The following is a 24,501-nucleotide window of genomic DNA, read 5'->3' on the forward strand; positions in this document are numbered from 1 at the left end:
GCCCCACTTCGCCCGTCCCTACCGCAGGGTCCGCAGGACGTCGTGAATCGCCCTGGCCGCGGGCGCGGCGGCCTGCGCCCCGGTGCCGCCCTGGGAGACCACGACCGCGACGGCATACCTCGGCCTCGTGGTCGGCGCGTAGGACACGAACCACGAGGTGTCCTGCTTGCCGAAGGCCTCGGCAGTGCCCGTCTTGCCCGCCACCGGCCACTGGCCGAGGGGGAAGCCGGCGAAGGCGCCGCGCGCCGTGCCCTTCGTGACCACCCCGCCGAGCGCGCCGTGCAGGAAGGCCAGCGTGCCGGCCGGGAACGCCACGGTGCCGGCCTTCACCGGCGCCACGGGGTGCGTCGCGCCACCCGGGGTGACGAAAGCCCGCGCGACCTGCGGCGTCCAGAGCGTGCCGCCGTTGGCGATCGCCGCATACACCTGTGCCATCTGGAGCGGGGTCACGGTGATGTCGCCCTGCCCGATCGCGAAGTTGGCCGCGTCACCCGCGCGGAACTGGAAGCCGGTCCGGCAGTTCTCGACGGCCAGCTCCTTGAGGTATGCCGCGCGGCTGGGGTCCGTGGCAGCCACCTCCGGGTAGCCGGACCGGGCCCGCTTGCAGGTCTCGACCCTGGTCTGCTCCCACTGGTCCTGCTTCCACCGGCGGTCGGGGATGCGACCGGCCTGCTCCCCCGGGAGGTCGATGCCGGTGCGACGGCCGAGGCCGAACCGGTCGGCCATCTCGACGAACGGGTCGCGGGTGTCGGACGTGGCCCCGAGCCCGCCCTGGGCGAGCCAGGAGCGGTAGGCGAAGTCGTAGAAGATCGTGTCGCAGGAGACCTCGATGGCCTGGCGCAGCGAGATCGGCCCGTAGGCCCGGGACTCGAAGTTGGCGAACCTGCGGTTGCCGATCGTGTAGCTGGACGTGCAGTTGTACGTGCCGCCCAGGGAGTTCCCGGCCGCGACGGCGGCGGGGAGGCTGACCACCTTGAAGGTCGAGGCCGGCGAGAAGGCCGCCGAGGTCACCCGAGAGACGAGCGGGGTGCCCGCCCGGGGGTCGGTGAGCCGGGCGAGCTCGCGGACCCCGACACCCCCGGTCCACACCTGCGGGTCGTAGGAGGGGTAGCTCGCCGCGGCCACCACTGCGCCGTTGGTGACGTCGAGGACCACCGCCGCGGCGGAGTCGGCGCGCTCGCCGCGCCGTCGGGCGCCGGCCACCGCGGTGGCCAGGGCCTTCTCGGCAGCCGACTGGACCCGGGCGTCCAGGTTGGTGACGAGGTCCTCTCCGGGCACCGGGTCGGAGTGCTCGAGCTCGCCGGTGACGATCCCGCGCGGGTCGACGGCGACGATGGTCGTGCCCGGCGCGCCCCGCAGCTGCCGGTCGTACTGCTGCTCCAGACCGGACCGGCCGACGAGGTCGAGGTCACCGATGGCGCCCCTGGACGTCCGCACGTCGTCGGCGTCCGAGCGCCCGAGGTACCCGAGGAGGTGGGCGGCGTTGACCGTCCGCTCGGCCGGGTAGTCCCGCACGGGCAGCGCCGACACACCGACGCCCGGGTAGAGGTCCGGGCGCTCGAGGAGGCTGAGGGCCTTGCGGGGGTCCACGCCGCTGACCAGCGGGATGGGCACGTAGGCCGAGCCGGCCCAGCAGACCGGCGCCGGCGGGGCACCCGCGACCCCGCACAGCTGGGTGCGGCCCCAGAGCTGGTCGAACGGGGCGGCCACCACCTGCGCCACCCGCTTGACCAGGTCGCGTCCGCCGTCGGCGGAGTCCGCGAGCACCGCCCGGTCGACCGTGACGACGGTCTCGGTCGTGTTGTCCACCAACGGGGTGTGGTTGCGGTCGAGGATCCTGCCCCGCACCGCTGCTTCGGTGACCGTGCGCGTGTTGACCGTGGCCGCGGCGGCCCGGTAGTCGGCGTGGCCGGCGATCTGCACCTGTCCGAGCCGCCCGAGCAGCGCCCCCACGAAGCACAGCACGACCAGCGCGAGCACCCACACCCGCGGCGAGTGGTCGCGAACCGTGGGGCGACGTCCCCACGGCGCGGACCGCTGCGGGATCGGACCTCGCGTGGTCCGGCGGCGTGGTCTGCGCCTCGTGGCCGCCCTCATCCCGCGCTCCTGGCCAGCCGCTGCTCGCACCGCACGAGCACCGGGACGAGGACCGCGCACAGGACCACGGTCAGCAGCAGCTCCGTGCCCACGACCGGCCACCGGACCGGCGCACCCGTGAGGGCCGCGACGACCAGCCGTCCCGTCGTGACCACCACCGCTGCCGCCGCGCCGACGGTGGCGATCCAGCCGAACGGTGTCTGTCCCTCGCGGCGACCCGCGCCCGCGACCAGGCCGGCCGCGGCATACAGGAGGGCCGCGGTGCCGAGCACCGCCGAGCCCGGGGGCATGAGGTCGACCAACCAGCCACCGGCGAGTCCGAGGATGGCTCCGCGTGACGGTCCGACCCACAGGGCGCCGGCGACGACCGCCGGGAGCACGAGGTCGGGCAGCGCGAGCTGCGTGCGCGCCGAGAGGACGACCGAGGTGACGGCCGCGAGCAGCAGGACGAGGCCTCGGAAGGTCAGGGTCAGCGAAGGCAGCGGCACGGCCTCACCCCGTGGCCGTGCTGGGGGTGCGTGGCGTGGTGCGTGGTCCGGTGAGGAGGACGGCCACGACGTCGAGCGTCGTCAGGTCGACCGACGGTCGCACGGATGCCGTCGGTGTGAGGTCGCCGGGCACCTCGTCGACGTCCTGCACCGTGCCGATCCGCAGACCGGCGGGGAAGGGTGCGCCGCCCACGCTGCCCAGGGTGGTGACGGCGTCACCGGCCCGGATCGCCCCGCGCTCCACGACGGTGAGGTTCAGCTGTCCTGCCGCGCGGTGCTGGGGTCCGCGAGCGCCGCTGCCCACCGAGCCGAGCGTGCCCGCCGCCCCGACGCGGACGCCGACGACCAGGTCGGCGCTGCCGACGAGCAGCACGTCGCAGGTCCAGGGCGACACCGCCACGACCCGGCCGACCAGCCCGTCGGCGGCGACGACCGAGAGCTCGGGCCGCACCCCGTCGCGGGCCCCGAGGTCGAGGGTGACCCGCTGGGGGCCGGCGGCGCCCTGGCGCCCGACACCGACCACACGGGCGGGCAGGAACCTGCTGCCGGCCAGGTCGGGCGCCCCGGACAGGGCGGCGAGCTCGCGTGCCTCCCGGGTCTGCGAGACGAGCTGGTCGCGCAGCACCCCCTCCCGGGCGCGGGCCGCGGCTGCCCCTGCGGCGTCGGCACCCGGTGACAGGAGGCGCTCGATCGGCCCGAACGCCGCACCGCCGGCGGCCCGCAGCCGGCCGGCCCCCGGCCCTCCGGCGACGTCCACCCCGAGGACGACGACGGTCAGGACCAGCAGCACCACGAGGAGCCGGCGTCGGGAGGTGTCACGCATCGGTCACCTGCGCCAGTCAGAAGCGGCGGGTGTCGATGAGGACCCGCTCCAGCGTCGAGAACTCCTCCACGCACCGCCCGGAGCCGCGCACCACGGCCCGCAACGGGTCGTCTGCCACGCGGACCGGCACGCCGAGCTCGTGGCGCAGCCGCTCGTCCAGACCCCGGAGCAGCGCTCCCCCGCCGGTGAGCGTGACGCCGTTGTCGAGGATGTCGCCGGCGAGCTCGGGCGGGCACACGTCGAGGGTGGCCCGCACCACGTCGACGATCTGGAGCACCGGCCCCTCGATGGCCCGACGGACCTCCTGGCTGGTGATGGTCACGGTCTTCGGGAGCCCGGTCACGAGGTCGCGACCCCGCACGCGGGTACTGGTCTCCGCACTGAGCGGGAACGCGGAGCCGGCCGCCACCTTGATGTCCTCGGCGCTGCGTTCGCCCAGCAGCAGCGAGTACTCGCTCTTGACGTGGGCGATCACCGCCTCGTCGATCTCGTCGCCGCCGACCCGCACCGACCTGGCCGTCACGATCCCCCCGAGGCTGATCACCGCGACGTCGGTCGTGCCGCCCCCGATGTCGACCACCATCGAGGCGGAGGTCTCGTTGACCGGGAGCCCGGCCCCGATCGCCGCCGCCATCGGCTCCTCGATCACGTAGACCCGTCGGGCCCCCGACCGGACCGCGGCGTCCTCGAGCGCCCGCCGCTCGACCCCGGTGACCTCGCTGGGGACGCACACGACCATGCGGGGGCGGACCAGCCGCGAGGGACGCACCTGGTCGACGAAGTAGCGCAGCATCTGCTCGGTGACGTCGGCGTCCGAGATGACGCCGTCGGCCAGCGGCCGGACCGCCCGGACGTGCCCGGGAGTGCGCCCGAGCATCTCCTTGGCGCGGGTGCCTGCGGCGATCAGCCGACCGGTGCCGGCCTCGACCGCCACGACCGAGGGCTCGTCGAGGACGACGCCCCGCCCGCGTTCGTAGACCAGGGTGTTGGCGGTGCCGAGGTCGATGGCCAGGTCCCTGCCCATCGTCATCCAGCCGCGCGCACCGCTCGTCACGCCGCGATGCTAGGTCGGCGGCTCCCCCCGATCGGGGAGCCGCGCCCGAGCCGTCGCGAGGATGGTGCGGATGTGACTGGTGTGACCTGGGTGTGGCCGTCCCGGGGCGTTCCGACGGAGCCCGAGCCCGCCGGATCGCGCCGTGCCCGCTGTCGACGTATGCCGCGTGGTCAGGCCACCAGGGCGGCCGCACGGACCGGCTCGGCGACCTCGCGCGGCCGGCGCATGGCGGCCCGGAGGCGCCACGCTGCGAACACGGCCAGCAGGCTGATCGCCACGTGCAGCCCGATGAACAGGCTGCCGAGCCCCGCACCGAGGATGACCCCGGCGACCAGCGGACCGACCGCCGAGAACCCGGTCTGCAGCGCGGTGAACATGCCCAGCGTCGTGCCGACCAGCCCGGAGGGCGCAAGACCGGCGGTGAGCGGGTTGAGCACCGGCGCGTACATCGTCTCGCCGACGGCGAAGATCCCGAAGGTGGTGACGAACAGCGCAGCCGAGAGCTCGGGGTTCAGCGAGGCGGCGGCGAGCACCAGCCACGAGAGTGTCCAGATCACCCCGACACCCATGAGCAGGGTGGCGCCGCTGCGCCGGGCGGTGAGCCGGACGACGAGCATCTGGAGGGCGATGATGACGACGCAGTTCACGGCGGCCGCCAGCCCGATGGTGGTCTCCTCGACGTGCAGGACCGTCAGGGCGTAGGCGGGCAGGCCCGACTCGAACTGGGCGTAGAAGCCCAGCGCCAGGGTAACGGTGATGAGCGCGGTCCAGCGCAGCGCCGGGATCGCCCAGATGGCGCGCAGGGCCTCGCGGGGGCTGGTGGACCCGACACCCTGGGAGGTGAGGCCGGGCTCGTCGACCGAGCCGACCGGCATACCCCACCGGCGGGCACCGGCCGCCACGAGGAGGACACCGGACACCAGGAAGCCGACGGCGGCGGTGGCGAAGGCCGGCCACATGCCGGTGGCGCGGTCGAGGTCGACGACGTAGCCCGCGGCGAACGCGCCGACGGCCATGCCGAGGGCCTGCCCGGTGAACTGCCACGCGAAGACCTTGCGGCGGTCTGCCCCGCCGACCCAGCGCAGCACCAGGACCGACTGGGCCGGACCCGCCGCGGTGATGCCGAGGCCGAAGACGAACATGCCGACGAGGAAGGAGATGGGACCGTCCGCCCAGATCAGCGACGCTGCGCCCGACGCCGCGATGACCTTCGCGGCGACGGCGACCGTCACCGGCGACATGCGGTCGGCCAGCCGCCCGCCGATGGGGGCGGCGAGCAGCGCACCCACCGAGAACAGGCTCGAGGCGGCAGCCGCCACGAGGGAGCCCCAGCCACGCGTGGTGGCCGCGTAGGCGTACTGGTAGGGCAGGACGGTGCCCCAGCCGAGCATGGCAACGGCGGAGGCGAGGATCAGGAGGCGGGCGCGCATGGGGTGGTCAACAGTTCTTCGAGGGTGAATATTTCGACATCGAAATCTTAGCATGCGAACATAGAGTCATGCCTCCCCGCGGAAAGCGCCCCCTCAACGCCCAGGAGCAGTACCAGGAAGCCGTCGCGACCTATGTCGCGGCCGGCGGCGACGAGTCGGTGCAGCGGGTCATCACCGCGGTGAACTCGGTCAGCCAGAAGCTCGAGCAGTGGTACACGCGCCAGCTCGCCGACCTCGACCTGTCGCACGGCGAGTGGTCGGTGGTGGCGCAGCTCGCCACCGCCGACGGCACCCCCATGACGCCCAGCCGCCTCGCCGACGCCTGCACCGTGGCCGCGTCGTCGATGACGCACCGGCTCGACAAGATGACCGAACGCGGCCTGGTGCGCCGCTCCCCCGACCCCGACAACCGCACCCGGGTGCTCGTCGAGCTCACCGACCAGGGGTGGGAGCTGTTCGGTGCCGCGGTGCGCGAGGCGAACGTCGTCGAGTCCGACGTCCTCGCGGGCCTGACCCGCAAGGAGCGCGACCAGCTGGCCGCGCTCCTCGAAGTGGTGATCAGCAGGCTCGACGACCTGAAGACGCCGTAGCTGAGGACGCTGTAGCTGAAGACGCCGAAGCGGTCAGAGCTTCGGGAACCAGATCGCGATCTCACGCGCCGCCGACTCCGGGGAGTCGGAGCCGTGGACGATGTTCTCCTGGACCTTCTTGCCCCAGTCGCGACCGAGGTCGCCGCGGATCGTGCCGGGCAGCGCGGCAGTCGGGTCGGTCGCCCCGGCCAGCGCCCGGAAGCCCTCGATGCAGCGGTTGCCCTCGATGACGATCGCCGTGACCGGGCCGCTGGACATGAACTCGACCAGCGGCTCGTAGAACGGCTTGCCCTCGTGCTCGGCGTAGTGCTCGGCCAGCTGCTCACGGGTCGGCGTGGTCACCGCGAGCGCGGCCAGCGTGTAGCCCTTCGCCTCGATGCGGCGCAGGACCTCGCCGGAGAGGCCGCGGGAGAACCCGTCGGGCTTGACCAGGACAAGGGAACGTTCGGTCTGAGTCGTCACGGACGGCAGCCTACCGAGGGCGGCAGGGACTAGCGTCACGGTGTGCGACGGGCCGGGTGGAGCAGTGCGGCACCGGCCCGCGCCGCGTGGCTGGTCCAGCCGCTCTACCTCGTCGCAGAGGTGGGCCTGGCCGTCCTCACCGGGGTCGCGTACTCGGTGCGGGACGACACGATCAGCGCCCTCGGCACGGCCTGTGACCCCGGCGGTGCCGGGTGCTCCTCGGCACCCCAGGCCATGAACGTCGCCTTCGTCGGGTTCGGTCTGCTCCAGGCGCTCGGCGCGCTCCCCCTGCTCGCGGGCCAGGGGCGCAGCGGCCGCAGGACCGTCGTCGGCTGGCTCTGGGTGGTCGCCGGCCTGGGCTCCGTCGGGGTCGGGCTCCTGCCGGTCGACACGCACCCGACCGCCCACTCGCTGGTCGCGTTTCCCGTCTTCGCCGCCCAACCGGTGGCGCTGCTGCTCCACGCGCTGCTCCTTCGCCCAGGAGCAGCGCGACGAGCGGGCCTGGGCCTCGCGGCGGTCGCCCTCGTCGGGGTCGCCTGCTTCGTCGTGCTGCTGGGCCACGACGAGTGGGTCGGGCTGGCCGAGCGGGCAGCGGTCTGGCCGGCGAAGCTCTGGCTCCCCCTCGCGGCCCTCGCGACCGCTACTGCGTCGCCGGGTCCTGCTGCTGCGTCGCCGCGTCCGAGGCCAGCCGGGCCGCCACCTGGTCCTCGACCCGACGGCACAGGACCAGTGACCCCACCCACAGCACGAGGAAGATGACCCCGACGCCGATCATGGCCGGGACCACCACGGCGCTCGCGAAGGTCAGCACCTGGATCAGCCAACCCAGCGTGACGCCCCACGGGCGACGCATCAGGCCTGCGGCGAGGAAGCACAGCAGGGCCAGCCCGACCCCCGTCCAGAGCCAGGCGTGGCTGCGGTCGTCACCCTCGGCGCTGGCCAGGCCGCGCGCGACCAGGGCCCCGAGGAACACGACGACGCCTTGGCTGCCCAGCACGGTGGCGAGCATCCGCCAGGTGAACTTGCCGAGCGAGCCGTAGAAGACGATTCCCCTCATCGACCGCCCCGGCCGTTGTCACGGAACCTCGTGACCAGCCAGAACACGACGGCCACCACGATGACGAGCACCACGAACTTCCCGATCATGCCTCGAGGGTATGCCGTGTGGTCACGGCCTCGTGCAGGCGCCGGACGGCGTACTGTCAGAACACGGAGTCATTCAGGCTTCCTAGCGCTGGGAGCACAGCCATGGCCGACAAGTCACCTCGACAACACCTGGCCAAGAAGGCGGGCAAGTCTATCAAGGAGAAGCGCGCCGAGAAGCACGCCAAGGCCGACGCGAAGACCCATCTCGACGTGGGTCAGATCGGCAAGAAGTAACAGACCGGACCGGCACGACGGCCCACCCGGCCAAGGTCGGCTTCACCCCGGGACGTTTCCGGGGTNGAGGGTCTGCTGGTCAGACGTCGGTGGCGCCGAGGAGCATGCGCACCTCGGCCGCGGTGGTCACCGAGCCAGTGGCGAGCACGCCCCCGCCGACACCGCCCTCGTCGGCCAGGCCGGCTGCCGTGTCGAGCGCGTCGGGCAGGTCCTGCACGACCGTGACCCGGTCCTCGCCGAAGATCTCGACCGCCAGCTGGCCGAGCTCGTCGGGGCGCATCGCTCGCGGCGAGGTGGTGCGTGACACGACCACGTGGTCGAGCACCGGCTCGAGGATCTCGAGCATCTCGGTCGCGTCCTTGTCCTTGAGGATGGCCACCACCCCGATGATCCGCGCGAAGTTGAACGAGTCCTCGAGGGCGGCGCGCAGCGCGAGCGCGCCGGCCGGGTTGTGCGCCGCGTCGACGAGGACGGTGGGCGACCGTCGCACGATCTCCAAACGCCCGGGCGAGGCGACGGCCGCGATCCCGGCCCGGACGATGTCGGGGTCGAGACGCTGCTCGCCCCCGCCGAGGAACGCCTCGACCGCCGCGATGGCGAGCACCGTGTTGTGGGCCTGGTGCGCACCGTGCAGGGGAAGCAGCAGGTCCTCGTAGTCGCCGCCGAGGCCGCGGACCGAGATCTGCTGACCACCGACCGCCACCTCGCGGGTGAGCAGGCCGAAGTCGTTGCCCTCCATCGCGATCCGCGCGCCGACGGACTCAGCTCGCTGCGCCATGATCTCGGTGACCTCGGGCTCCTGCACCCCGATCACGGCCACGGCGTCGGCCTTGATGATCCCCGACTTCTCGTCGGCGATCTGCTCCACCGTGTCGCCGAGCATGCGGGTGTGGTCGAGGCTGACCGGCGTCACCACGGCCACCTGGCCGTCGGCGACGTTGGTCGCGTCCCACGCTCCGCCGAGCCCGACCTCCACGATGGCGACGTCGACCGGCGCGTCCGCGAACGCGGCATACGCAACCGCCACGAGGATCTGGAAGTAGTTCATCCGGGGGCGCCCGGCCTCCGCGGACTGGGCGTCCACGATCTCGACGAACGGCAGCACCTCGTCGTAGGCGGCGATGAACTTCTCCGGGCTGATCGGCACTCCGGACAGGGCGATCCGCTCGCGCATCGAGTGCAGGTGCGGCGAGGTGAACCGCCCCGTCTTCAGCCCCATCTCGCGCAGCATCGAGTCGATGATCCGCGTCGTCGACGTCTTGCCGTTGGTGCCGGTCAGGTGGATGACCGGGTAGCTGCGCTGGGGGTCGCCCAGGAGGTCCATGACCGCACGGATCTGGTCGAGGGACGGCTCGATGTCACTCTCCGGCGCCCGACCGTCGATGGCCTGCTCGACCTCACGGAGCCGTTTCATGACCTCGAGGTTGTGCGCGGCCTCGCGCTGGGCGGCATCAGGAGCAGGCATGCGCCCATCCTCCCGCAGCGACCACCCCCGACGCGAAACGGGGGCAGCGGTCTCGAAGGACCGCTGCCCGTTTCGTCCCGCCCGTCAGCTCAGAGCTTCATGACCTTGATGCGCACCGGCTCACCGTCACCGACCGTGGCGCCGACGACGTCGGCGCGCTCGGGCAGGGCGTCGAGCTGCGGCGCAGACCCGAACTGGCTGGCCAGCGTCTCCTCGACGATCAGCGCCTGGTGGGCGACCGTGGCCTCCCAGACCGCCTGCGAACCCGTGACGGTCAACGAGATCCGGTCGGACACGTCGAGCCCGCCGTCGCGCCGGGCCTGCTGGACGGCCCGGACGATGTCGCGAGCCAGCCCTTCCTGCGCGAGCTCGGGCGTGACGAGCGTGTCCAGGACGACGACGCCACCGCCGTTGGGCAGCAGGGCCCGGCTGTGCCGCTCGTCCTTCTCCCCGAGGAAGGCCTGCTCCAGGGTGAACTCCCCTTCGAGCAGCTCCACCCCGCCGGCCACGACGGAGCCGTGGTCGTCCACCGACCAGTCGCCCGCCTTGGAGGCCTGGATGACCTTCTGCACCTCGCGGCCGAGTCGCGGTCCGGCCACCCGTGCGTGCACGGTGAGCCGCTGGTCGACCTCGAAGGCGGCCGCGGCCGCGTCACCCTCGTCGATGAGGGTGACCTGCTTGACGTTGACCTCGTCGGCGATGATCGGCGCGTAGGCCTTGAGTGCGGCGGCGTCGGCCACGACGACCGTGAGGTCGCCGAGCGGCAGGCGGGTGCGCAGGCCGTCGGCCTTGCGCAGGGACGACGCCACGGAGCAGACGTCCCGCACCCGGTCCATCGCCGCCACGAGGGCATCGTCGGCGGGCAGGTCGGAGGCCTCGGGCCAGTCCGTGAGGTGCACGGACCGACCACCGGTCAGGCCGCGCCAGATCTCCTCGGTCACCAGCGGGAGCAGCGGCGCGGTCACGCGACACAGCACCTCGAGTGCCGTGTAGAGGGTGTCGAAGGCCTGCCCGGCCCCGCCGCCGGCTCCCCCGCCCGTCGTGCTGCCGGTGTCCCAGAAGCGCTCGCGCGAACGACGCACGTACCAGTTGGTGAGCACGTCGAGGAAGCCACGGGTCGTCTCGCAGGCCGACGCCACCTCGTACCCGTCGAGCTGGGTGGTCATCGTCTCGACGAACTGGCGCAGCTTGGCCAGCAGGTAGCGGTCGAGCGGGTCGGTCGACGCGGTCGACCACTTCGCCTCGTAGCCCTGGGCCCCGTCGGCGGCGCTGCCACCACCGTGCACAAAAGCGTTGGCGTACAACGAGAAGAAGTACCAGGTGTTCCAGAGCGGGATGATCACCTGCCGCACACCGTCGCGGATGCCCTGCTCGGTGACGATGAGGTTGCCACCACGCAGGATCGGGCTGCCCATGAGGAACCAGCGCATCGCGTCGGCGCCGTCACGGTCGAACACCTCGCGCACGTCGGGGTAGTTGCGCAGCGACTTCGACATCTTCTGTCCGTCGGAGCCGAGCACGATGCCGTGGCAGATCACCGAGCTGAAGGCAGGGCGGTCGAACAGCGACGTCGAGAGGATGTGCAGCATGTAGAACCAGCCGCGGGTCTGCCCGATGTACTCGACGATGAAGTCGGCCGGGAAGTGGTGCTCGAACCACTCGGCGTTCTCGAACGGGTAGTGCACCTGGGCATAGCTCATCGAGCCGGAGTCGAACCACACGTCGAGGACGTCCTCGACGCGGCGCATCGTCGACTGCCCCGTGGGGTCGTCGGGGTTGGGCCGGGTGAGCTCGTCGACGAAGGGACGGTGCAGGTCGACCTGCCCGTCGGAGCTGCGGGGCAGCCGTCCGAAGTCGCGCTCGATCTCCTCGAAGGAGCCGTACACGTCGATCCGCGGGTACTGCGGGTCGTCCGACCGCCACACCGGGACGGGGCTGCCCCAGAAGCGGTTGCGGGTGATCGACCAGTCACGGGCGTTCTCGAGCCACTTGCCGAACTGGCCGTTCTTGATGTGGTCAGGGGTCCAGGCGATCTGCTCGTTGAGCTCGAGCATCCGGTCCTTGAACTTGGTGACCTCGACGAACCAGCTCGACACGGCCATGTAGATCAGTGGCATGCGGCAGCGCCAGCAGTGGGGGTAGGAGTGGTCGTAGGTCTCGCGACGCAGCAGGACGGTGCCCTCGGTGACCGCACCCGTCTCGCCCTCGCCACGGGTGCGCGCCTTGAGGTGCTCGATGATCAACGCGTTGGCGTCGAAGACCTGGACGCCCTCGTAGTCGGTCACCGGGAAGATGAACCGCCCGTCGGCGCCGACCGGCACGACCGGCTCGATGCCCTCGCGGTCGGTCGTGACCTTGTCCTCCTCACCGAACGCCCCCGCGTTGTGGACCAGGCCCGTGCCGTCGGTCGTCGTCACGTAGTCGTCTGCGACGACCCGGTGCGCGCCCTCGTGGCCCTGGTAGTAGGAGAACGGCGGCGTGTAGGAGCGCCCGACGAGGTCGGAGCCCTTGAGCCGCTCGACGACGTGGTCGGCAGCCGTGTCGGCGTCGAGGCCGAGGTCCTTGGCGTAGGCGGAGAGGCGGGCCTCGGCGACGACGTAGCGCTCCGTGCTGCCGGTGAAGTCCGACTCGACGACGACGTAGTCGATGTCAGGGCCCACGACGACGAGCAGGTTGGACGGCAGGGTCCACGGGGTGGTCGTCCAGATGAGGGCCAGCTCGCCGGTGGAGAGGCGGTAGCCCACCGTGACGGCCGGGTCCTGGCGGTTCTGGTAGACGTCGTCGTCCATCCGCAGCTCGTGGTTGGACAGCGGCGTCTGGTCGTTCCAGCAGTAGGGCAGCACGCGGAAGCCCTCGTAGATCAGGCCCTTGTCGTACAACGACTTGAACGCCCAGATGACCGACTCCATGTAGTCGGGGTTGAACGTCTTGTAGTCGTTGTCGAAGTCGACCCAGCGGGCCTGGCGCGTGACGTACTCGCGCCACTCCCCCGTGTACTTCAGCACCGACTGGCGGCACTTGGCGTTGAACTCCTCGATGCCGATCTCGAGGATCTCGTCCTTGGTCTTGATGCCGAGCTGCGCCATCGCCTCGAGCTCGGCGGGCAGGCCGTGCGTGTCCCACCCGAACCGTCGCTCGACCCGGCGACCGCGCATGGTCTGGTAGCGCGGGATGAGGTCCTTCACGTAGCCGGTCAGCAGGTGGCCGTAGTGCGGCAGGCCGTTGGCGAACGGCGGGCCGTCGTAGAAGACGAACTCGTTGTCGCCGTCGGTGCCGGCCGACCGGTTCTCCACCGACGCGATGAAGGTCCCGTCCTCGTCCCAGTACTTGAGGATGCGCTCCTCGATCTCGGGGAAGCGCGGGGAGGCGGGCACGCCGGGGACGGTGTCCTGGGCGTCGCTGGGGACGGTGGCGCTGGAGACCTTGGGATAGGTCATGGTGTCGGCGGTCCTCACATCACTCGTGTCTTCACACGAGGACGACGTCGCCGGGTTTCCCGACGGCACCGCGGTGCCACCTCGCTTGCCGTGCCCCGCGTGCTGACGCACGCGGCACACGACCGCTCTTGCCGAAGGTTGTGACGGACCCACCCGTCCGGTTCTAGTGAGCCTGGTGGCCCGCGTATGCCGCGGGCGCGCCCTGCCGTTCTTCCGGAGGCTCCCCGGTGATGGCCGGTTCGACGCCTGTGCCGCCCAGTCTAGCCATGCGTGACGAAGGGCACGCTCGCACGGCGGGCGGACCACCGGGTGCGGTGTAGGGTGAGCGGCGTTGCCCTGAGGTCACCGACCGCAAGGCGACACCACGACGCGACACCAGGGGAAGCCGGTCAGATGCCGGCGCTGACCCGCAACCGTAGGCCGCTTGAACCGCGGCAAGCCGGAACACCTGGATCGCGAAGCGGCTCCATTTCCGTCGAGGTACGCGGGGCGGAGCCCGGACACCAAGTCCGAGGCCGCCCCCCGATGTCGCTCCAGCGACGCCGGGGGTCTTTCACGTTCTGGTGCCGGTGCACCCGTCGCGACACCGTTCGCATTGAAGAGGCACCATGCACCGCACTCTCCGCAGCGCCCGTCCGGCAGCTGCGCTAGCCCTGGCCCTGGCCGGTTCGCTGGTCGTCCCCGGCGCGGCGTTCGCCGGCACGACCGAGCCCACGCCGGTCACGACCACCGGTTCGACCACGAGCTCCACCACGCCGTCGACCACCACGCCAGCAACCACCACGCCGTCGACCACCACGACGTCGACCTCCACAGCCACGACCTCCACCGGGCCGGCCACGACGTCGACGGCCACGACGTCCCCCACGACCTCCGCCAGCGCGTCCAGCACGACGACCCCCTCGACGACGACGGCGACGACGAAGCCGCCGACCACCACGTCGAAGGCGAAGGCGAAGCTGTCGACCGCCACGAAGGACGTGCGGCCGTTCGGCACCGGCTCCTCCCTGCGCGCCGCCCTCGTGCCGGATGACAGCTCCGACCAGGCAGCCCACGCCGCGGGTTTCATCGTGCGCACCCTCGCCACGCGACAGGACCACTACAACTACCCCGCCTCGGACTACTTCGACGGCGGCAACACCGTCGACGCCGTCCTCGCGCTGGACGGTGCCGGCGCCGGCCTCGACCAGGCCGACGCCACGACCGACTACCTCGCGGCGCACGTCGACGACTACGTGGGCTACCCCGACCCGGCCGGCTCCCCCACCGCCGAGACCTACGCCGGCCCCCTGGGCAAGCTCGTGCTCGGCGTCGTCGCCCAGGGCGGTGACCCCACCGACTTCGGCGGCCAGGACCTCGTCGCCCGCCTCGAGGGCCTGATGACCGTCGACGGACGCTTCTCCGACAAGTCGAACTTCGGCGACTACTCCAACACCATCGGGCAGGTCCTCGACCTCATCGCCCTCGGGCGCGCCACGGGCTCGGTCCCGGATGCGGCTGGCGACTACCTCCTCGACCAGCAGTGCGGCGACGGCGGTTTCCGCGGCAACCTCGATGTCGCCGGCGCCCCCTGCTCCAGTGACGCGGACGCCACCGCGTTCGCGGCCCAGGCCCTCGTCGGCCTCCTGGGCGCCGACGACCCCGCGACCGCCGACGCCCTGGCGTGGCTCTCGTCGCACCAGGCGCCCAACGGCGGGTTCCGCAACGACGACGGCCAGTACAACGCCAACACGGCGGGCGTCGCAGCCCAGGCCTTCGCCGCCGGTGGCCTCGACGTCGAGCTCGCGAGCGCCCAGGACTTCCTGGCGGGTCTCCAGCTCGACTGCTCGTTCGCGACCGGCCTCCGTGGCGGCATCGCCTTCACCGCGGCGGACTACGCGACGCTCAAGACCGCGCCGAAGACCACGGCCGCGATCGACCGCGCGCTGCGCGCCACGCCCCAGGCCACCCTCGGCCTGGCCGGGGGCTCGCTGCTGACCGTCACCGCCGACGGGGCGTCGGCCATCGCGCCGGCCCTCGACTGCCCCGCCAGCACGACGACCACCATGTCGCCCGCGTCCTCCACGAGCACCTCCGCCACCCCCGGCACGGGTGCCGACGACCCGGCCGACCCCGCGTCGGCCACGCCCGGAGCGCTGGCCTTCACCGGCAGCAACGTGGCTGCGCTGACCCTGCTCGGCGCGCTGCTGCTGCTGGCCGGTGCGACCGCGATCGTGCTGGCACGGCGCAAGGGCGTGCACGTCTGATGCGGCTGGTCGCGCGGTTCGTCGCCGTTGCCGGTCTCGTCGTCGCCGGCGGCCTCGCCCTCCCGGGCGGGGCCGCCCAGGCGGCGGCCTGCAGCGGCTCGACCGGTGTGACTGTAGTGGTCGACTACGGCTCGAGCAGCAGCACGCTCTGCGCCGCGGACGACACCTCCGCCATGCGGGTGCTCACGAAGGTCGCCTCGGTCGTGAGCCCGGCCCAGTACCCCGGCACGGTGGTCTGCAAGATCAACAGCGTGCCCGCCGACCAGTCCTGCCAGCGGATGCCGCCCGCCAACGCCTACTGGGCCTTCTTCCACGCCACCCGCGGCGGTTCGTGGACCTACAGCAGCTCGGGGGTTGCCGACTACAACCCCGCGCCCGGCACCGTCATCGGGTTCGCGTTCGGCTCCGGCGGGGCTCCCAGCAGCCCTCCTCCCGCCGCGGTCGCGCCCAAGCCGTCCCCGAAGCCCAGCCCGTCCTCCTCGTCGAGCCGCCCGCCGGCACCCACGCCGAAGCCGAAGCCCGCGGCCACGACCCCTGCACGACCCGGCAGCCCGGGCTCCTCGACCGGGTCGACGCCCGCAGCCGGCACCGGTGTGGGGACCGGTTCGGCCCCCACACCCGGCACGAAGCCCTCGCCACCCCGCAGCACGACCACCACGGCGAGCGGTGCCACCACCACGGGCGCGACGGCACCGACCGACCCGACCGGCGACGGTGCGAGCGCTGCAGGCGCCCGGGCGGACTCGACCGACTCGGGCTCGCCCACCACCCTGCTCGCCGGGCTCGGCCTGGTCGGGCTGGTCGGCGCCGGCGCGGCATACCTCGCGATCCGTCGCCGGGCCACGGGCTGAGGGTCGTGCGCACGGCCGGCCCCCCGCTGTCCCGTCACCTCCACCCGGTCGCCTGGTGGGTGTGGGCGATCGGGCTGGCCGTGGCCTGCTCGCGCACCAGCAACCCCCTGCTCCTCCTGCTCGCGGTGACCGTCGCGAGCCTGGTGGTCGCGGCCAAGCGCGGCAGCTCCCCCTGGGCACGGGCCTTCCGCCTCTACCTCGCGCTCGGGCTCGTCATCATCGTCCTGCGGGTCCTGCTCCACGTCGCGGTGGGCTACAAGGTCGGCAGCACGAGGCTCTACACGCTGCCCAGCGTCGAGCTGCCCGGCATCACCCTCCTCGGCCCGCTCTACCTCGAGGGCCTGCTGGCCGCGGCGGTCGAAGGGCTGCGGCTGGCCAGCCTGATCGCCTGCGTCGGCGCGGCCAACGCCCTCGCCAACCCCAAGCGCCTCCTGCGCGCCCTCCCCAGCGCCCTGCACGAGGTCGGCACCGCCGTCGTCATCTCGGTGACCGTCGCGCCCCAGCTGGCCGAGAGCGTCCAGCGGGTCCGGCGTGCGCGGGTGCTGCGTGGCGAGGGCGGCTCCGGGATCCGGTCGGTCGCACGGGTGGCGCTGCCCGTCCTCCAGGACACCCTCGACCGCTCGTTGTCGCTCGCCTCGGCGATGGACTCACGGGGGTACGGCCGCCGCACCGAGCAGTCGCCGACGACGAGGCGGGTCACCGCCGCGCTGACCCTCACCGGCCTGCTGGGCGCCGCCATCGGGATGTACGGCCTGCTCGACAGCACCGCGCCCGCGGTCATCGGACTCCCCATGCTCGTCCTCGGGTTGGTCCTGGCGGCGATCGGCATGCGGGTGGGCGGCCACAGCGTGCAGCGCACGGTCTACCGGCCCGACCGGTGGGCGCTGCCGGAGTGGCTCGTCGCCGCCTCGGGGCTGCTGGCCGCCGGGCTGGTCGTCGTGCAGTCCACCCGCGCCCCGGGCGCGCTGGTCCTGCCCCTCGAGCCGCTGGCCGCCCCTGCGCTGCCCCTGCTCCCCGTGCTCGGGATCCTCGTGGCGGCCCTGCCGGCGTTCGTCGCCCCCGACCCGCCGGTCGCCCGTCGGGGGGACCCGTCGTGAGCGCCTCCGTCGACCCGCACGTCCCGGTCGTCTTCGACCGCGTCACCATCCGGTATGCCGGGAGCTCGCGTCCCGCGATCCGCGCGGCGTCGTTCACGCTCCAGGAAGGTGAGCTCGTCGTCGTCACCGGCCGCACCGGCTCGGGCAAGTCGACCCTGCTCGGCGCCGTGAACGGCACCGTGCCCCACTTCACCGGTGGCCACCTCTCGGGTCGCGTGTCGGTCTTCGGCCGCGACACCCGCACCCACCGGCCCCGCGACCTTGCGGGCGTGGTCGGAGTCGTCCGCCAGGACCCGCTGGCGGGGTTCGTCACGGACACCGTGGAGGAGGAGCTCGCCTACACGCTCGAGCAGCTGGCCCTCGACCCGGCTGCCATGCGCCGCAGGGTGGAGGAGGTGCTCGACCTGCTCGGTATCGCCGACCTGCGCGACGCGCCCCTGCGCGACCTGTCGGGCGGGCAGCAGCAGCGGGTGGCGATCGGGTCGGTGCTCACCGCCAACCCACGGCTCCTGGTCCTCGACGAACCCACCTCCGCCCTCGACCCGACCGGCGCCGAGGAGGTGCTCGCGACGCTCTCGCGGCTCGTCCACGACCTCGGCCTGACCGTCCTGCTGTCGGAGCACCGGCTGGAGCGGATCGTCGGTGCCGCCGACCGGGTCGTCGAGCTGCACGACGACGGCACGGTCACCGACGGCCGCCCGAGCGACGTCATGGCCACCGCTGCCCTGGCCCCGCCGGTGGTCCACCTCGGCCGCTGGGCCGGCTGGGACCCCCTGCCCCTGACCGTCCGGGACGCCCGCCGCGCGGCCACCGCGCTGCGAGCCGCGCTCACCGAGCCGGGTCCCGCCGACACCTCGGACCCCGGCACGCAGGAGCCGGGCCCCGGACCGTCGCGGCTCCTCGCGTCGGCCCTCTCGGTCACCCACGACACGGTGGCCGCGGTGCGCTCGGTCGACCTGGCCCTGCGCGACGGCGAGGTCGCAGTCGTCATGGGCCGCAACGGTTCCGGCAAGTCGTCGCTGCTCTGGGCACTGCACGGCAGCGGCAGCCGCAGCGGCGGGTCGGTCGCGCTCGTCACCGCCACCGGAGCCCGGGTCGACCCCGCCGCCGAGGCACCCCGTGCCCGGCGCGGCCACGTCGGCCTGGTCCCCCAGAGCGCCCCGGACCTGCTCTACCTCGACTCGGTGCAGGCCGAGTGCCGCCAGGCGGACCACGAGTCGGGAGCGGCTCCGGGGGCCACGCGCGCGACGCTCGACCGGCTCGCGCCGGGCATACCCGACGAGCGCCACCCCCGCGACCTGTCGGAGGGGCAACAGCTGGCCCTCGTGCTGGCGATCCAGCTCTCCGCATCTCCGGGGGCGCTGCTGCTCGACGAGCCGACCCGAGGGCTGGACTACCCCGGGAAGGCCGCGCTGGCCGACCTGTTGCGCGACCTCGCCGCGGGCGGGACCGCGCTGGCCGTGGCGACCCATGACGTCGAGTTCGCCGCCACCGTGGCCGACCGGGTCGTGGTGCTGGCCGAGGGGAAGGTCGTCGCCGACGGACCAGCCACCGACATCCTCTGCGACTCCCCCGCCTTCGCACCGCAGGTGGCCAAGGTGCTCGCCCCGGCGAGGCTCCTGCGCCTCGACCAGGTGCTGGGCGCCGCCACGAGCCTCGGGGCGCGGTGATGGACACCCCGACCCGCGCCATCGCGTTGCGACCTCGCTCCACGGCCGCGCTCGCCCTCGTCTCCGTGGCCGGGCTGCTCGCCTTCCTCTGGCCCCTCTTCGCCTCGGCCGGGTCCCGGCTCGGCCAGAACGCCGACGCGCCGCTGGTCTTCGCCCTCCTGCTGCCACTGCTGTTGGCGGTGGTGCTGTTCGAGATCAGCGAGGGCGGCCTCGACGTCAAGGCCGTGGCGATGCTCGGCGTGCTGTCAGCCGTCGGTGCGGCCCTGCGTCCCCTCGGCGCCGGCACGGCGGGGCTGGAGACGGTCTTCTTCCTGCTCGTCCTGGGCGGCCGGGTGTTCGGTCCGGCCTTCGGTTTCGTGCTCGGCTCGACCACGCTGTTCGCCTCCGCGCTGGTCACCGGTGGCGTCGGGCCGTGGCTGCCCTACCAGATGCTGGGCGCCGCCTGGGTGGGCCTGGGCGCCGGTCTGCTCCCGCAGGTCCCGCGTCGCTGGGAGCTGGTGCTCCTGGCCTGCTACGGCGCGCTGGCCGGACTGCTCTACGGCGTGGCGCTCAACTTCTCGTTCTGGCCCTTCGCCAGCGGCCTGGAGAGCGACCTGTCGTTCGTCGCGGGTGCGCCGCCGTGGGAGAACCTGCGCCGGTTCGGGCTCTTCTCGCTGGCCACGTCGGCCCCGTGGGACCTCGGGCGCGCGGTCACCAACGTGGTCCTCATCGCCCTCACCGGACGAGCCGTCCTCGGCACACTGCGCCGGGCGTCGCGTCGGGCCGCGTTCGACGCGGAGGCCACCTTCGACGCGGGGGACACGGTCGACGCGGAGGCCACGGTCGACGCCGAGGCCACCTCCGACACGGACGGCACGGTCGACGCGGAGGCCACCTCCGACGCGGACGGCACGGTCGACGCGGTGGCCACGCCCAGCGCGGTCCGCCGCGACGACGAGCCCGCGACGCGGCATACGCTGCACGGGTGAGCACGCCCACCTCGCTGCCCATCCGCACGGTCACCGACCCCGACGTCAAGGCGACCTACGCCGTGGACCAGTCGGTCGGCGCCACCGCCCCGGGTGACTTCGAGGTCGTGCGGGCGCGCGACCTCGGTGACGTCGTGGAGGTGATGCGGTGGGCCCACGAGACCCGCACCCCGGTGGTGCCGCAGGGTGCGCGCAGCAGCCTCACCGGGGCCTCGGTGGCGATCGAGGGTGGCGTCGTCCTCAACACCGAAGGGCTCGACACGCTCTCGACCGTCGACCCGCTCGAGGGCCTGGCCGTGCTCGGGCCCGGCGTCGTGACCAAGACCCTCAAGGACGCGGCGGCCGCTGAAGGGCTGTTCTACCCACCCGACCCGGCCAGCGCAGCGTTCTGCACCATCGGCGGCAACGTCGCCACCAACGCGGGTGGCCTGTGCTGCGTGAAGTACGGGGTGACGGCCGACTACGTCCGCGCCCTCCAGCTCGTGCTGCCCGGCGGGGAGGTGGTCCGCACCGGGCACCGCACCGCCAAGGGAGTGGCCGGCCTCGACCTCACCGGGCTGTTCGTCGGCTCCGAGGGCACGCTCGGGGTGGTCACCGAGGTCACCACCCGCCTGCTGCCCGCGCCAGACCCCGCCCTCACCGTGCTGGCGACGTTCGGCTCCCTCGAGGCCGCCTCGGTGGCGATCGTCGCGCTGCGCCGCGAGCGCCACCGGCCCTCGCTCGTCGAGCTGCTCGACCGCGCTGCCGTGGCGGCGGTGCAGGCGCTCGCCGACTACGGCTTCCCCCTGGACTGCGAGGCGGTGCTGCTCGTCCAGTCCGACCGCCCGGACCACACCAGCGAGGACGTGCAGCGGTATGCCGGGTTGCTCACCGACGCGGGCGCCGTCGACGTCGCCGTCGCGGACGACCCGGCCGAGGCCGACCTGCTGCTCGCCGGCCGTCGGGCGCTGAGCCCGGCCCTGGAGGCCAAGGGGCCGCGCTACCTCGAAGACGTCTGCGTCCCCGTCGGTCGGCTGACCGAGCTGATCCGCACCGGCCGGGAGATCGCGGCCAGGCACGACGTCGAGATCGTCATGGCCGGTCACGCCGGAGACGGCAACCTGCACCCCAGCATCTTCTTCGACCCGACCGACCCCCCGAGCCGGCAGCGCGCTCACCTGGCGTTCTCCGAGATGGTCACCGCGGCCCTGCGGATGGGCGGCACCATCACCGGCGAGCACGGCGTGGGCACCCTGAAGGCGCCGTGGCTGGCCCAGGAGCTCGGCGAGCGAGAGCTCGAGCGCCAGCGCGCGGTGAAGGCGCTGTTCGACCCGCGCGGAATCCTCAACCCCGGCCGGGTCTACTGGTCCTGACGGGTGGTCCCAGCGCGGGCTCCCGGTGTCCGACTGGTAGAAACGACGACATGAGCAACCTCGAACTCGACCGCAGTGAGTCCTGGTTGACCCGCGAGGAGCTCGACGCCGCCCGCGAGCGGCTGCCCATCCTCTACGTGGACGCCGTCCCGGTGCGGGTCGACGAGCGCGGGGCCGTGAGCGCGGTCGGTCTGCTCCTGCGGGCCTCGGACGGCGCGATCAACCGTGAGCTCGTCTCCGGCCGCGTGCTCTACCACGAGCGGGTCCGCGACGCCCTGATCCGGCACATCGAGAAGGACCTCGGGCCGATGGCCCTGCCGCAGATCCCCGCCAGCCCCCAGCCGTTCACCGTGGCCGAGTACTTCCCCACCCCCGGTGTCACCCCGTTCCACGACCCTCGCCAGCACGCCGTCTCGCTCGCCTTCGTGGTGCCGGTGGCCGGTGACTGCCAGCCGCAGCAGGACGCCCTCGACCTCGCCTGGCTGACCCCTGCCGAGGCCGTGTCGCCCGCGCTCCTGGAGGAGATGGACGGCGGACACGGCGTGCTCCTCCGGCAGGCGATGGCCCACCTGGGACACCCCCTCTGAGCACGTCAGCGCCGGACCGGACCGGGACGCTTGTGAGCACGACCACGACCGGTTTCGCAGCCATATTCAGCCAACATCGGCCGAACGGATGACGCGCATTCGCACGCAAGGGGACGAAACTGGGTACGTGCCGGGGGAAATCGCCATATTCCTCCTCGGCGCCCAAGGGGGCGTCGCGGACGATTTCGCCCGCCTCCACGCAGTCACGAACCCGATGCTCCTGCGCTACCTGCGGGCAACCGCCGACGGTGACCACGCGGAGCTCGCCCGCACCGCATGGACCTCGGTCGTGCCCCAGCTGCAGGTCTGCCCGGCCGACGACGACGCCTGGCTCGAGCTGGTCGTGGGGGCTGCCCGCACCGCCGTCCTGGCTGCCGACGGCGCCACGGCACTCGCGCCGACGGGCACCACGACAGCCCCCTCGGGCAGCGAGCCGGACTCCCTGACGCAGGCAGTTGCCGCGCTGCGCGCCTGCCCGCCGGCCGAGGCCGAGGTGCTGGCCATGGGCGCGATCGCCAACCTCGGGCGCGACGCCGTGTCCCGCCTGACCGGCCTGGAGCCCAACGCCGTCCTCGCCCTGGTGCTGCAGGGGCAACAGCACCTCCGCGTGTCGCTGGAGTCGCTGATCGACGCGCTGCGCGTGCCCGCGACTCCCGGCGAGGTCGTCGACCTCCCGTTTGCCGCCGGGCTGTTCGCCGCCGGCGCCCCGGCGTCACCCGCCCGCCTGCCCGTGGCAGCTCCGGCTCCCGCGACCGGCGCGCTGGCCACCGCGGGGACCGGCGCCGGGGCCGCGATGGTGCCCGTCGGGGCGCTCCAGCAGCCGTCGGTCGTCGACATCCACAGCCTCCAGTCGTCCGCCCCCGCGAGCGCCCAGCGGACCCTCGGGACACCCAGCCGGGCAGCCCGGGCCGGCGCGGCCGCAGCCGCGTGGCTGCTCGCCGTCGGCGGCATCAGCACGGCCGCAGCCATGAGCGGCCTGCTCAGCGTGGCCATCGACGGCATCCTGGGCCGGGACCGTGGCCCGCTCGTGACGGCCGACGGGCCGGTCGTCCCCGGCCCCCTCCCCACGACCGGGCGCCCGAACGGCACCCCGTCGCCGGGCCGCGTGCCGACACCCACCCCCGCGAACCCGTCCACCGGCACGCCTGGCTCCGACGGCCGGGTCGGCAGCGGCCGGGCCGACCAGGTCGTGGAACTCCCCAGCGGACCCACCCGGATCCAGGTCGTGGTGGCGTCCTTCGACCCGAACGCCGAGACCCCGTCGACGCCCAGCGAGACGCCGACCCCCACGCCGACCCCCACCGAACCGCCGGCCCCCTCGCCCCCGCCCGAGGTGCCCACCCCGACCACCCCGCGGCCCCCGGTCGTGCCCGCCGGCAACGGCGAAGGCAACGGCAAGGGCCAGGCCGTCGGGAAGAACGGCGGCAAGGGCCGGGGCAACGGGACCGCCAAGCCTGCCCTCACCGGTAACGGCCACACCACGCACCAGGGCAAGCAGGGCAAGCACCTCGCCAAGGGGCACGGCAAGGCGGGCAAGCAGGCCGCCCAGAAGGCGAAGGCGGCCAAGCAGGCCGCGAAGCAGGCCGCCAAGAAGGCGAAGGCCGCCAAGCAGGCCAAGGGCCACACCAACTCCGGCAAGCGCTAGCCCAACCGACCGCCGAACCCAGCCCGGGCCGGCGCGGTCAGGAGGTCAGCGGCTGCTGCGTCGGCGCCGGTCGGCCCGGTCCATCTCCTCGGCTTCGGCCACGGTCGGCGCCGTGCCGCCGAGGCGGACGGGCAGCAGGTGCCGCTCCGCGTCGGGCCACGGCGGGTAGCGGTCCTGGTCGGCGTGCAGCTGCGCCTCCATGGCCGCCCGCACCCGGGCCGTGGCCTCGACCGCGTTCTCCTGCGGACTGACCTCGATGGGTGCCCCGACGGTGATCAGCAGCGGTATGCCGTGACGACCCATCCGGCGCGGCTGCCCCTTGGTCCAGACCCGCTGCGACCCCCAGATCGTGGTCGGCAGGACCGGCACGCCCGCCTCCTGGGCGAGCCGCACGGCGCCCGACTTGAAGGCCTTGAGCTCGAAGGACCGCGAGATGGTCGCCTCGGGGAACACACCCACGATCTCCCCGGACCGCAGCGCCGCCCGGGCCGCGTCGAACGAGCCCTGTCCGGCTTCGCGGTCGACCGGGATGTGGTGCATGCCCTTCATCAGCGGGCCGGCGACCGGGTTGGACCAGATCGACTTCTTGGCCATGAACCGCACGTAGCGCCCGACCTCGACCCCCACCAACCCGGCGTAGGTGAAGTCGAAGTACCCGGTGTGGTTGATGGCCATCACGGCACCGCCGTGGCGGGGCACGTGCTCGGTGCCGGTCAGCGTGATCTTGAGGCCCTGGGCGGCGAACAGCGCACGGGCCAACCCGATGACGGGGGTGTACACGGGTTCCATGCGCCAACCCTAGGGGGTGGGGGACGCCCGACCCCACGGTGCGCCCGCGGCATACCCGCAACCCGTTGGT

The 24,501-nt window shown here is 73.1% G+C and carries 22 protein-coding genes and 1 riboswitch; of the genes, 11 read left to right on the plus strand and 11 right to left on the minus strand.

Annotated elements, in window-relative coordinates:
* Positions 1 to 18 precede the first annotated feature (18 nt).
* From mrdA to ABD262_RS16190, 5 genes are all read right to left on the minus strand, one after another.
* A complete protein-coding gene (gene mrdA, locus ABD262_RS16170) occupies positions 19 to 2,097 on the minus strand; it encodes a penicillin-binding protein 2 (RefSeq protein ID WP_344138475.1) in 2,079 nt (692 codons plus the stop codon).
* The gene (locus ABD262_RS16175) at positions 2,094 to 2,585 is read right to left on the minus strand and encodes a rod shape-determining protein MreD (RefSeq protein WP_344138477.1); all 492 of its coding nucleotides are present in this window, start codon (positions 2,583 to 2,585) and stop codon (positions 2,094 to 2,096) included. Before ABD262_RS16175 ends, mrdA begins: the two co-directional genes overlap by 4 nt.
* Before the next feature lie 4 nt (positions 2,586 to 2,589).
* A complete protein-coding gene (gene mreC / locus ABD262_RS16180; RefSeq protein WP_344138479.1) occupies positions 2,590 to 3,408 on the minus strand; it encodes a rod shape-determining protein MreC in 819 nt (272 codons plus the stop codon).
* A 16-nt stretch (positions 3,409 to 3,424) separates the two neighbouring features.
* Positions 3,425 to 4,438 (minus strand): rod shape-determining protein, encoded by a 1,014-nt coding sequence (gene mreB / locus ABD262_RS16185; protein ID WP_344139997.1) that lies wholly within the window; start codon positions 4,436 to 4,438, stop codon positions 3,425 to 3,427.
* A gap of 194 nt (positions 4,439 to 4,632) precedes the next feature.
* Positions 4,633 to 5,892, minus strand: coding sequence for an MFS transporter (locus ABD262_RS16190; RefSeq protein ID WP_344138481.1), 1,260 nt, complete (start codon positions 5,890 to 5,892; stop codon positions 4,633 to 4,635).
* Positions 5,893 to 5,960: 68 nt separating this feature from the next.
* On the opposite strand from ABD262_RS16190, the gene ABD262_RS16195 reads away from it, so the two are divergent.
* A complete protein-coding gene (locus tag ABD262_RS16195) occupies positions 5,961 to 6,482 on the plus strand; it encodes a MarR family winged helix-turn-helix transcriptional regulator (protein ID WP_344138483.1) in 522 nt (173 codons plus the stop codon).
* A 33-nt stretch (positions 6,483 to 6,515) separates the two neighbouring features.
* Here ABD262_RS16195 and ndk read toward each other — a convergent pair whose 3' ends face one another.
* Positions 6,516 to 6,944, minus strand: a complete 429-nt coding sequence (ndk, locus tag ABD262_RS16200; RefSeq protein ID WP_344138485.1) for a nucleoside-diphosphate kinase — start codon at positions 6,942 to 6,944, stop codon at positions 6,516 to 6,518.
* Positions 6,945 to 6,986: 42 nt separating this feature from the next.
* Here ndk and ABD262_RS16205 point away from each other — a divergent pair, with 42 nt between their 5' ends.
* The gene (locus ABD262_RS16205) at positions 6,987 to 7,703 is read left to right on the plus strand and encodes a DUF998 domain-containing protein (protein WP_344138487.1); all 717 of its coding nucleotides are present in this window, start codon (positions 6,987 to 6,989) and stop codon (positions 7,701 to 7,703) included.
* Here ABD262_RS16205 and ABD262_RS16210 read toward each other — a convergent pair.
* Positions 7,585 to 8,001, minus strand: a complete 417-nt coding sequence (locus ABD262_RS16210; RefSeq protein ID WP_344138489.1) for a DUF4233 domain-containing protein — start codon at positions 7,999 to 8,001, stop codon at positions 7,585 to 7,587. The two genes, ABD262_RS16205 and ABD262_RS16210, sit on opposite strands and share 119 nt — an antisense overlap.
* A 191-nt stretch (positions 8,002 to 8,192) precedes the next feature.
* Between ABD262_RS16210 and ABD262_RS16215 the strand changes: the two genes are divergently transcribed.
* On the plus strand, positions 8,193 to 8,324 hold the full coding sequence (locus tag ABD262_RS16215) for a hypothetical protein (RefSeq protein WP_255358323.1): 132 nt from the start codon (positions 8,193 to 8,195) through the stop codon (positions 8,322 to 8,324).
* A gap of 79 nt (positions 8,325 to 8,403) precedes the next feature.
* On the opposite strand, the gene ABD262_RS16220 is transcribed toward ABD262_RS16215, so the two are convergent.
* From ABD262_RS16220 to ABD262_RS16230, 3 genes are all read right to left on the minus strand, one after another.
* A complete protein-coding gene (locus tag ABD262_RS16220; protein ID WP_344138492.1) occupies positions 8,404 to 9,789 on the minus strand; it encodes a bifunctional folylpolyglutamate synthase/dihydrofolate synthase in 1,386 nt (461 codons plus the stop codon).
* A gap of 89 nt (positions 9,790 to 9,878) precedes the next feature.
* Positions 9,879 to 13,226: an isoleucine--tRNA ligase gene (gene ileS, locus ABD262_RS16225; protein ID WP_344138494.1), complete on the minus strand. Its 3,348-nt coding sequence runs from the start codon at positions 13,224 to 13,226 to the stop codon at positions 9,879 to 9,881.
* A gap of 379 nt (positions 13,227 to 13,605) precedes the next feature.
* A riboswitch (cobalamin riboswitch) is annotated at positions 13,606 to 13,731 on the plus strand.
* A gap of 48 nt (positions 13,732 to 13,779) precedes the next feature.
* Entirely contained in the window at positions 13,780 to 14,223 is a 444-nt protein-coding gene (locus ABD262_RS16230) for a hypothetical protein (protein WP_344138496.1), read from the minus strand.
* Between ABD262_RS16230 and ABD262_RS16235 the strand changes: the two genes are divergently transcribed.
* From ABD262_RS16235 to ABD262_RS16270, 8 genes are all read left to right on the plus strand, one after another.
* A complete protein-coding gene (locus ABD262_RS16235) occupies positions 14,207 to 15,472 on the plus strand; it encodes a prenyltransferase/squalene oxidase repeat-containing protein (RefSeq protein ID WP_344138498.1) in 1,266 nt (421 codons plus the stop codon). The genes ABD262_RS16230 and ABD262_RS16235 overlap by 17 nt on opposite strands.
* Positions 15,472 to 16,323, plus strand: a complete 852-nt coding sequence (locus ABD262_RS16240) for a hypothetical protein (protein ID WP_344138500.1) — start codon at positions 15,472 to 15,474, stop codon at positions 16,321 to 16,323. The genes ABD262_RS16235 and ABD262_RS16240 overlap by 1 nt, the downstream gene beginning before the upstream one ends.
* Positions 16,324 to 16,328: 5 nt before the next feature.
* A complete protein-coding gene (locus tag ABD262_RS16245) occupies positions 16,329 to 17,420 on the plus strand; it encodes an energy-coupling factor transporter transmembrane component T (RefSeq protein ID WP_344138502.1) in 1,092 nt (363 codons plus the stop codon).
* Positions 17,417 to 19,090 carry an ABC transporter ATP-binding protein gene (locus tag ABD262_RS16250; protein ID WP_344138504.1) on the plus strand — a complete coding sequence of 558 codons (1,674 nt, stop codon included), beginning with the start codon at positions 17,417 to 17,419 and terminating at the stop codon, positions 19,088 to 19,090. Before ABD262_RS16245 ends, ABD262_RS16250 begins: the two co-directional genes overlap by 4 nt.
* Positions 19,090 to 20,058, plus strand: coding sequence for an ECF transporter S component (locus ABD262_RS16255; protein WP_344138506.1), 969 nt, complete (start codon positions 19,090 to 19,092; stop codon positions 20,056 to 20,058). The genes ABD262_RS16250 and ABD262_RS16255 overlap by 1 nt, the downstream gene beginning before the upstream one ends.
* Positions 20,055 to 21,410: an FAD-binding oxidoreductase gene (locus tag ABD262_RS16260; protein WP_344138508.1), complete on the plus strand. Its 1,356-nt coding sequence runs from the start codon at positions 20,055 to 20,057 to the stop codon at positions 21,408 to 21,410. Before ABD262_RS16255 ends, ABD262_RS16260 begins: the two co-directional genes overlap by 4 nt.
* Positions 21,411 to 21,460: 50 nt before the next feature.
* The gene (locus ABD262_RS16265; protein ID WP_344138510.1) at positions 21,461 to 21,997 is read left to right on the plus strand and encodes an NUDIX hydrolase family protein; all 537 of its coding nucleotides are present in this window, start codon (positions 21,461 to 21,463) and stop codon (positions 21,995 to 21,997) included.
* Between the two features lie 127 nt (positions 21,998 to 22,124).
* Positions 22,125 to 23,642 carry a hypothetical protein gene (locus tag ABD262_RS16270; RefSeq protein ID WP_344138512.1) on the plus strand — a complete coding sequence of 506 codons (1,518 nt, stop codon included), beginning with the start codon at positions 22,125 to 22,127 and terminating at the stop codon, positions 23,640 to 23,642.
* 45 nt (positions 23,643 to 23,687) lie between these two features.
* Here ABD262_RS16270 and ABD262_RS16275 read toward each other — a convergent pair whose 3' ends face one another.
* Positions 23,688 to 24,431 carry a lysophospholipid acyltransferase family protein gene (locus ABD262_RS16275; RefSeq protein WP_344138514.1) on the minus strand — a complete coding sequence of 248 codons (744 nt, stop codon included), beginning with the start codon at positions 24,429 to 24,431 and terminating at the stop codon, positions 23,688 to 23,690.
* Positions 24,432 to 24,501: the final 70 nt, after the last annotated feature.

Origin of the sequence: Pedococcus bigeumensis, from assembly GCF_039531795.1 — a bacterium.
GTDB lineage: Bacteria > Actinomycetota > Actinomycetes > Actinomycetales > Dermatophilaceae > Pedococcus > Pedococcus bigeumensis.

Bases quoted from the DNA above. Each gene is read 5' to 3' on its own strand.
- mrdA (WP_344138475.1), bottom strand. From the start codon at position 2,097: ATGAGGGCGGCCACGAGGCGCAGACCACGCCGCCGGACCACGCGAGGT.
- mreC (WP_344138479.1), bottom strand. From the start codon at position 3,408: ATGCGTGACACCTCCCGACGCCGGCTCCTCGTGGTGCTGCTGGTCCTG.
- mreB (WP_344139997.1), bottom strand. From the start codon at position 4,438: ATGACGATGGGCAGGGACCTGGCCATCGACCTCGGCACCGCCAACACC.
- ABD262_RS16190 (WP_344138481.1), bottom strand. From the start codon at position 5,892: ATGCGCGCCCGCCTCCTGATCCTCGCCTCCGCCGTTGCCATGCTCGGC.
- ABD262_RS16195 (WP_344138483.1), top strand. From the start codon at position 5,961: ATGCCTCCCCGCGGAAAGCGCCCCCTCAACGCCCAGGAGCAGTACCAG.
- ABD262_RS16210 (WP_344138489.1), bottom strand. From the start codon at position 8,001: ATGAGGGGAATCGTCTTCTACGGCTCGCTCGGCAAGTTCACCTGGCGG.
- ABD262_RS16215 (WP_255358323.1), top strand. From the start codon at position 8,193: ATGGCCGACAAGTCACCTCGACAACACCTGGCCAAGAAGGCGGGCAAG.
- ABD262_RS16220 (WP_344138492.1), bottom strand. From the start codon at position 9,789: ATGCCTGCTCCTGATGCCGCCCAGCGCGAGGCCGCGCACAACCTCGAG.
- ileS (WP_344138494.1), bottom strand. From the start codon at position 13,226: ATGACCTATCCCAAGGTCTCCAGCGCCACCGTCCCCAGCGACGCCCAG.
- ABD262_RS16240 (WP_344138500.1), top strand. From the start codon at position 15,472: ATGCGGCTGGTCGCGCGGTTCGTCGCCGTTGCCGGTCTCGTCGTCGCC.
- ABD262_RS16255 (WP_344138506.1), top strand. From the start codon at position 19,090: ATGGACACCCCGACCCGCGCCATCGCGTTGCGACCTCGCTCCACGGCC.
- ABD262_RS16265 (WP_344138510.1), top strand. From the start codon at position 21,461: ATGAGCAACCTCGAACTCGACCGCAGTGAGTCCTGGTTGACCCGCGAG.
- ABD262_RS16275 (WP_344138514.1), bottom strand. From the start codon at position 24,431: ATGGAACCCGTGTACACCCCCGTCATCGGGTTGGCCCGTGCGCTGTTC.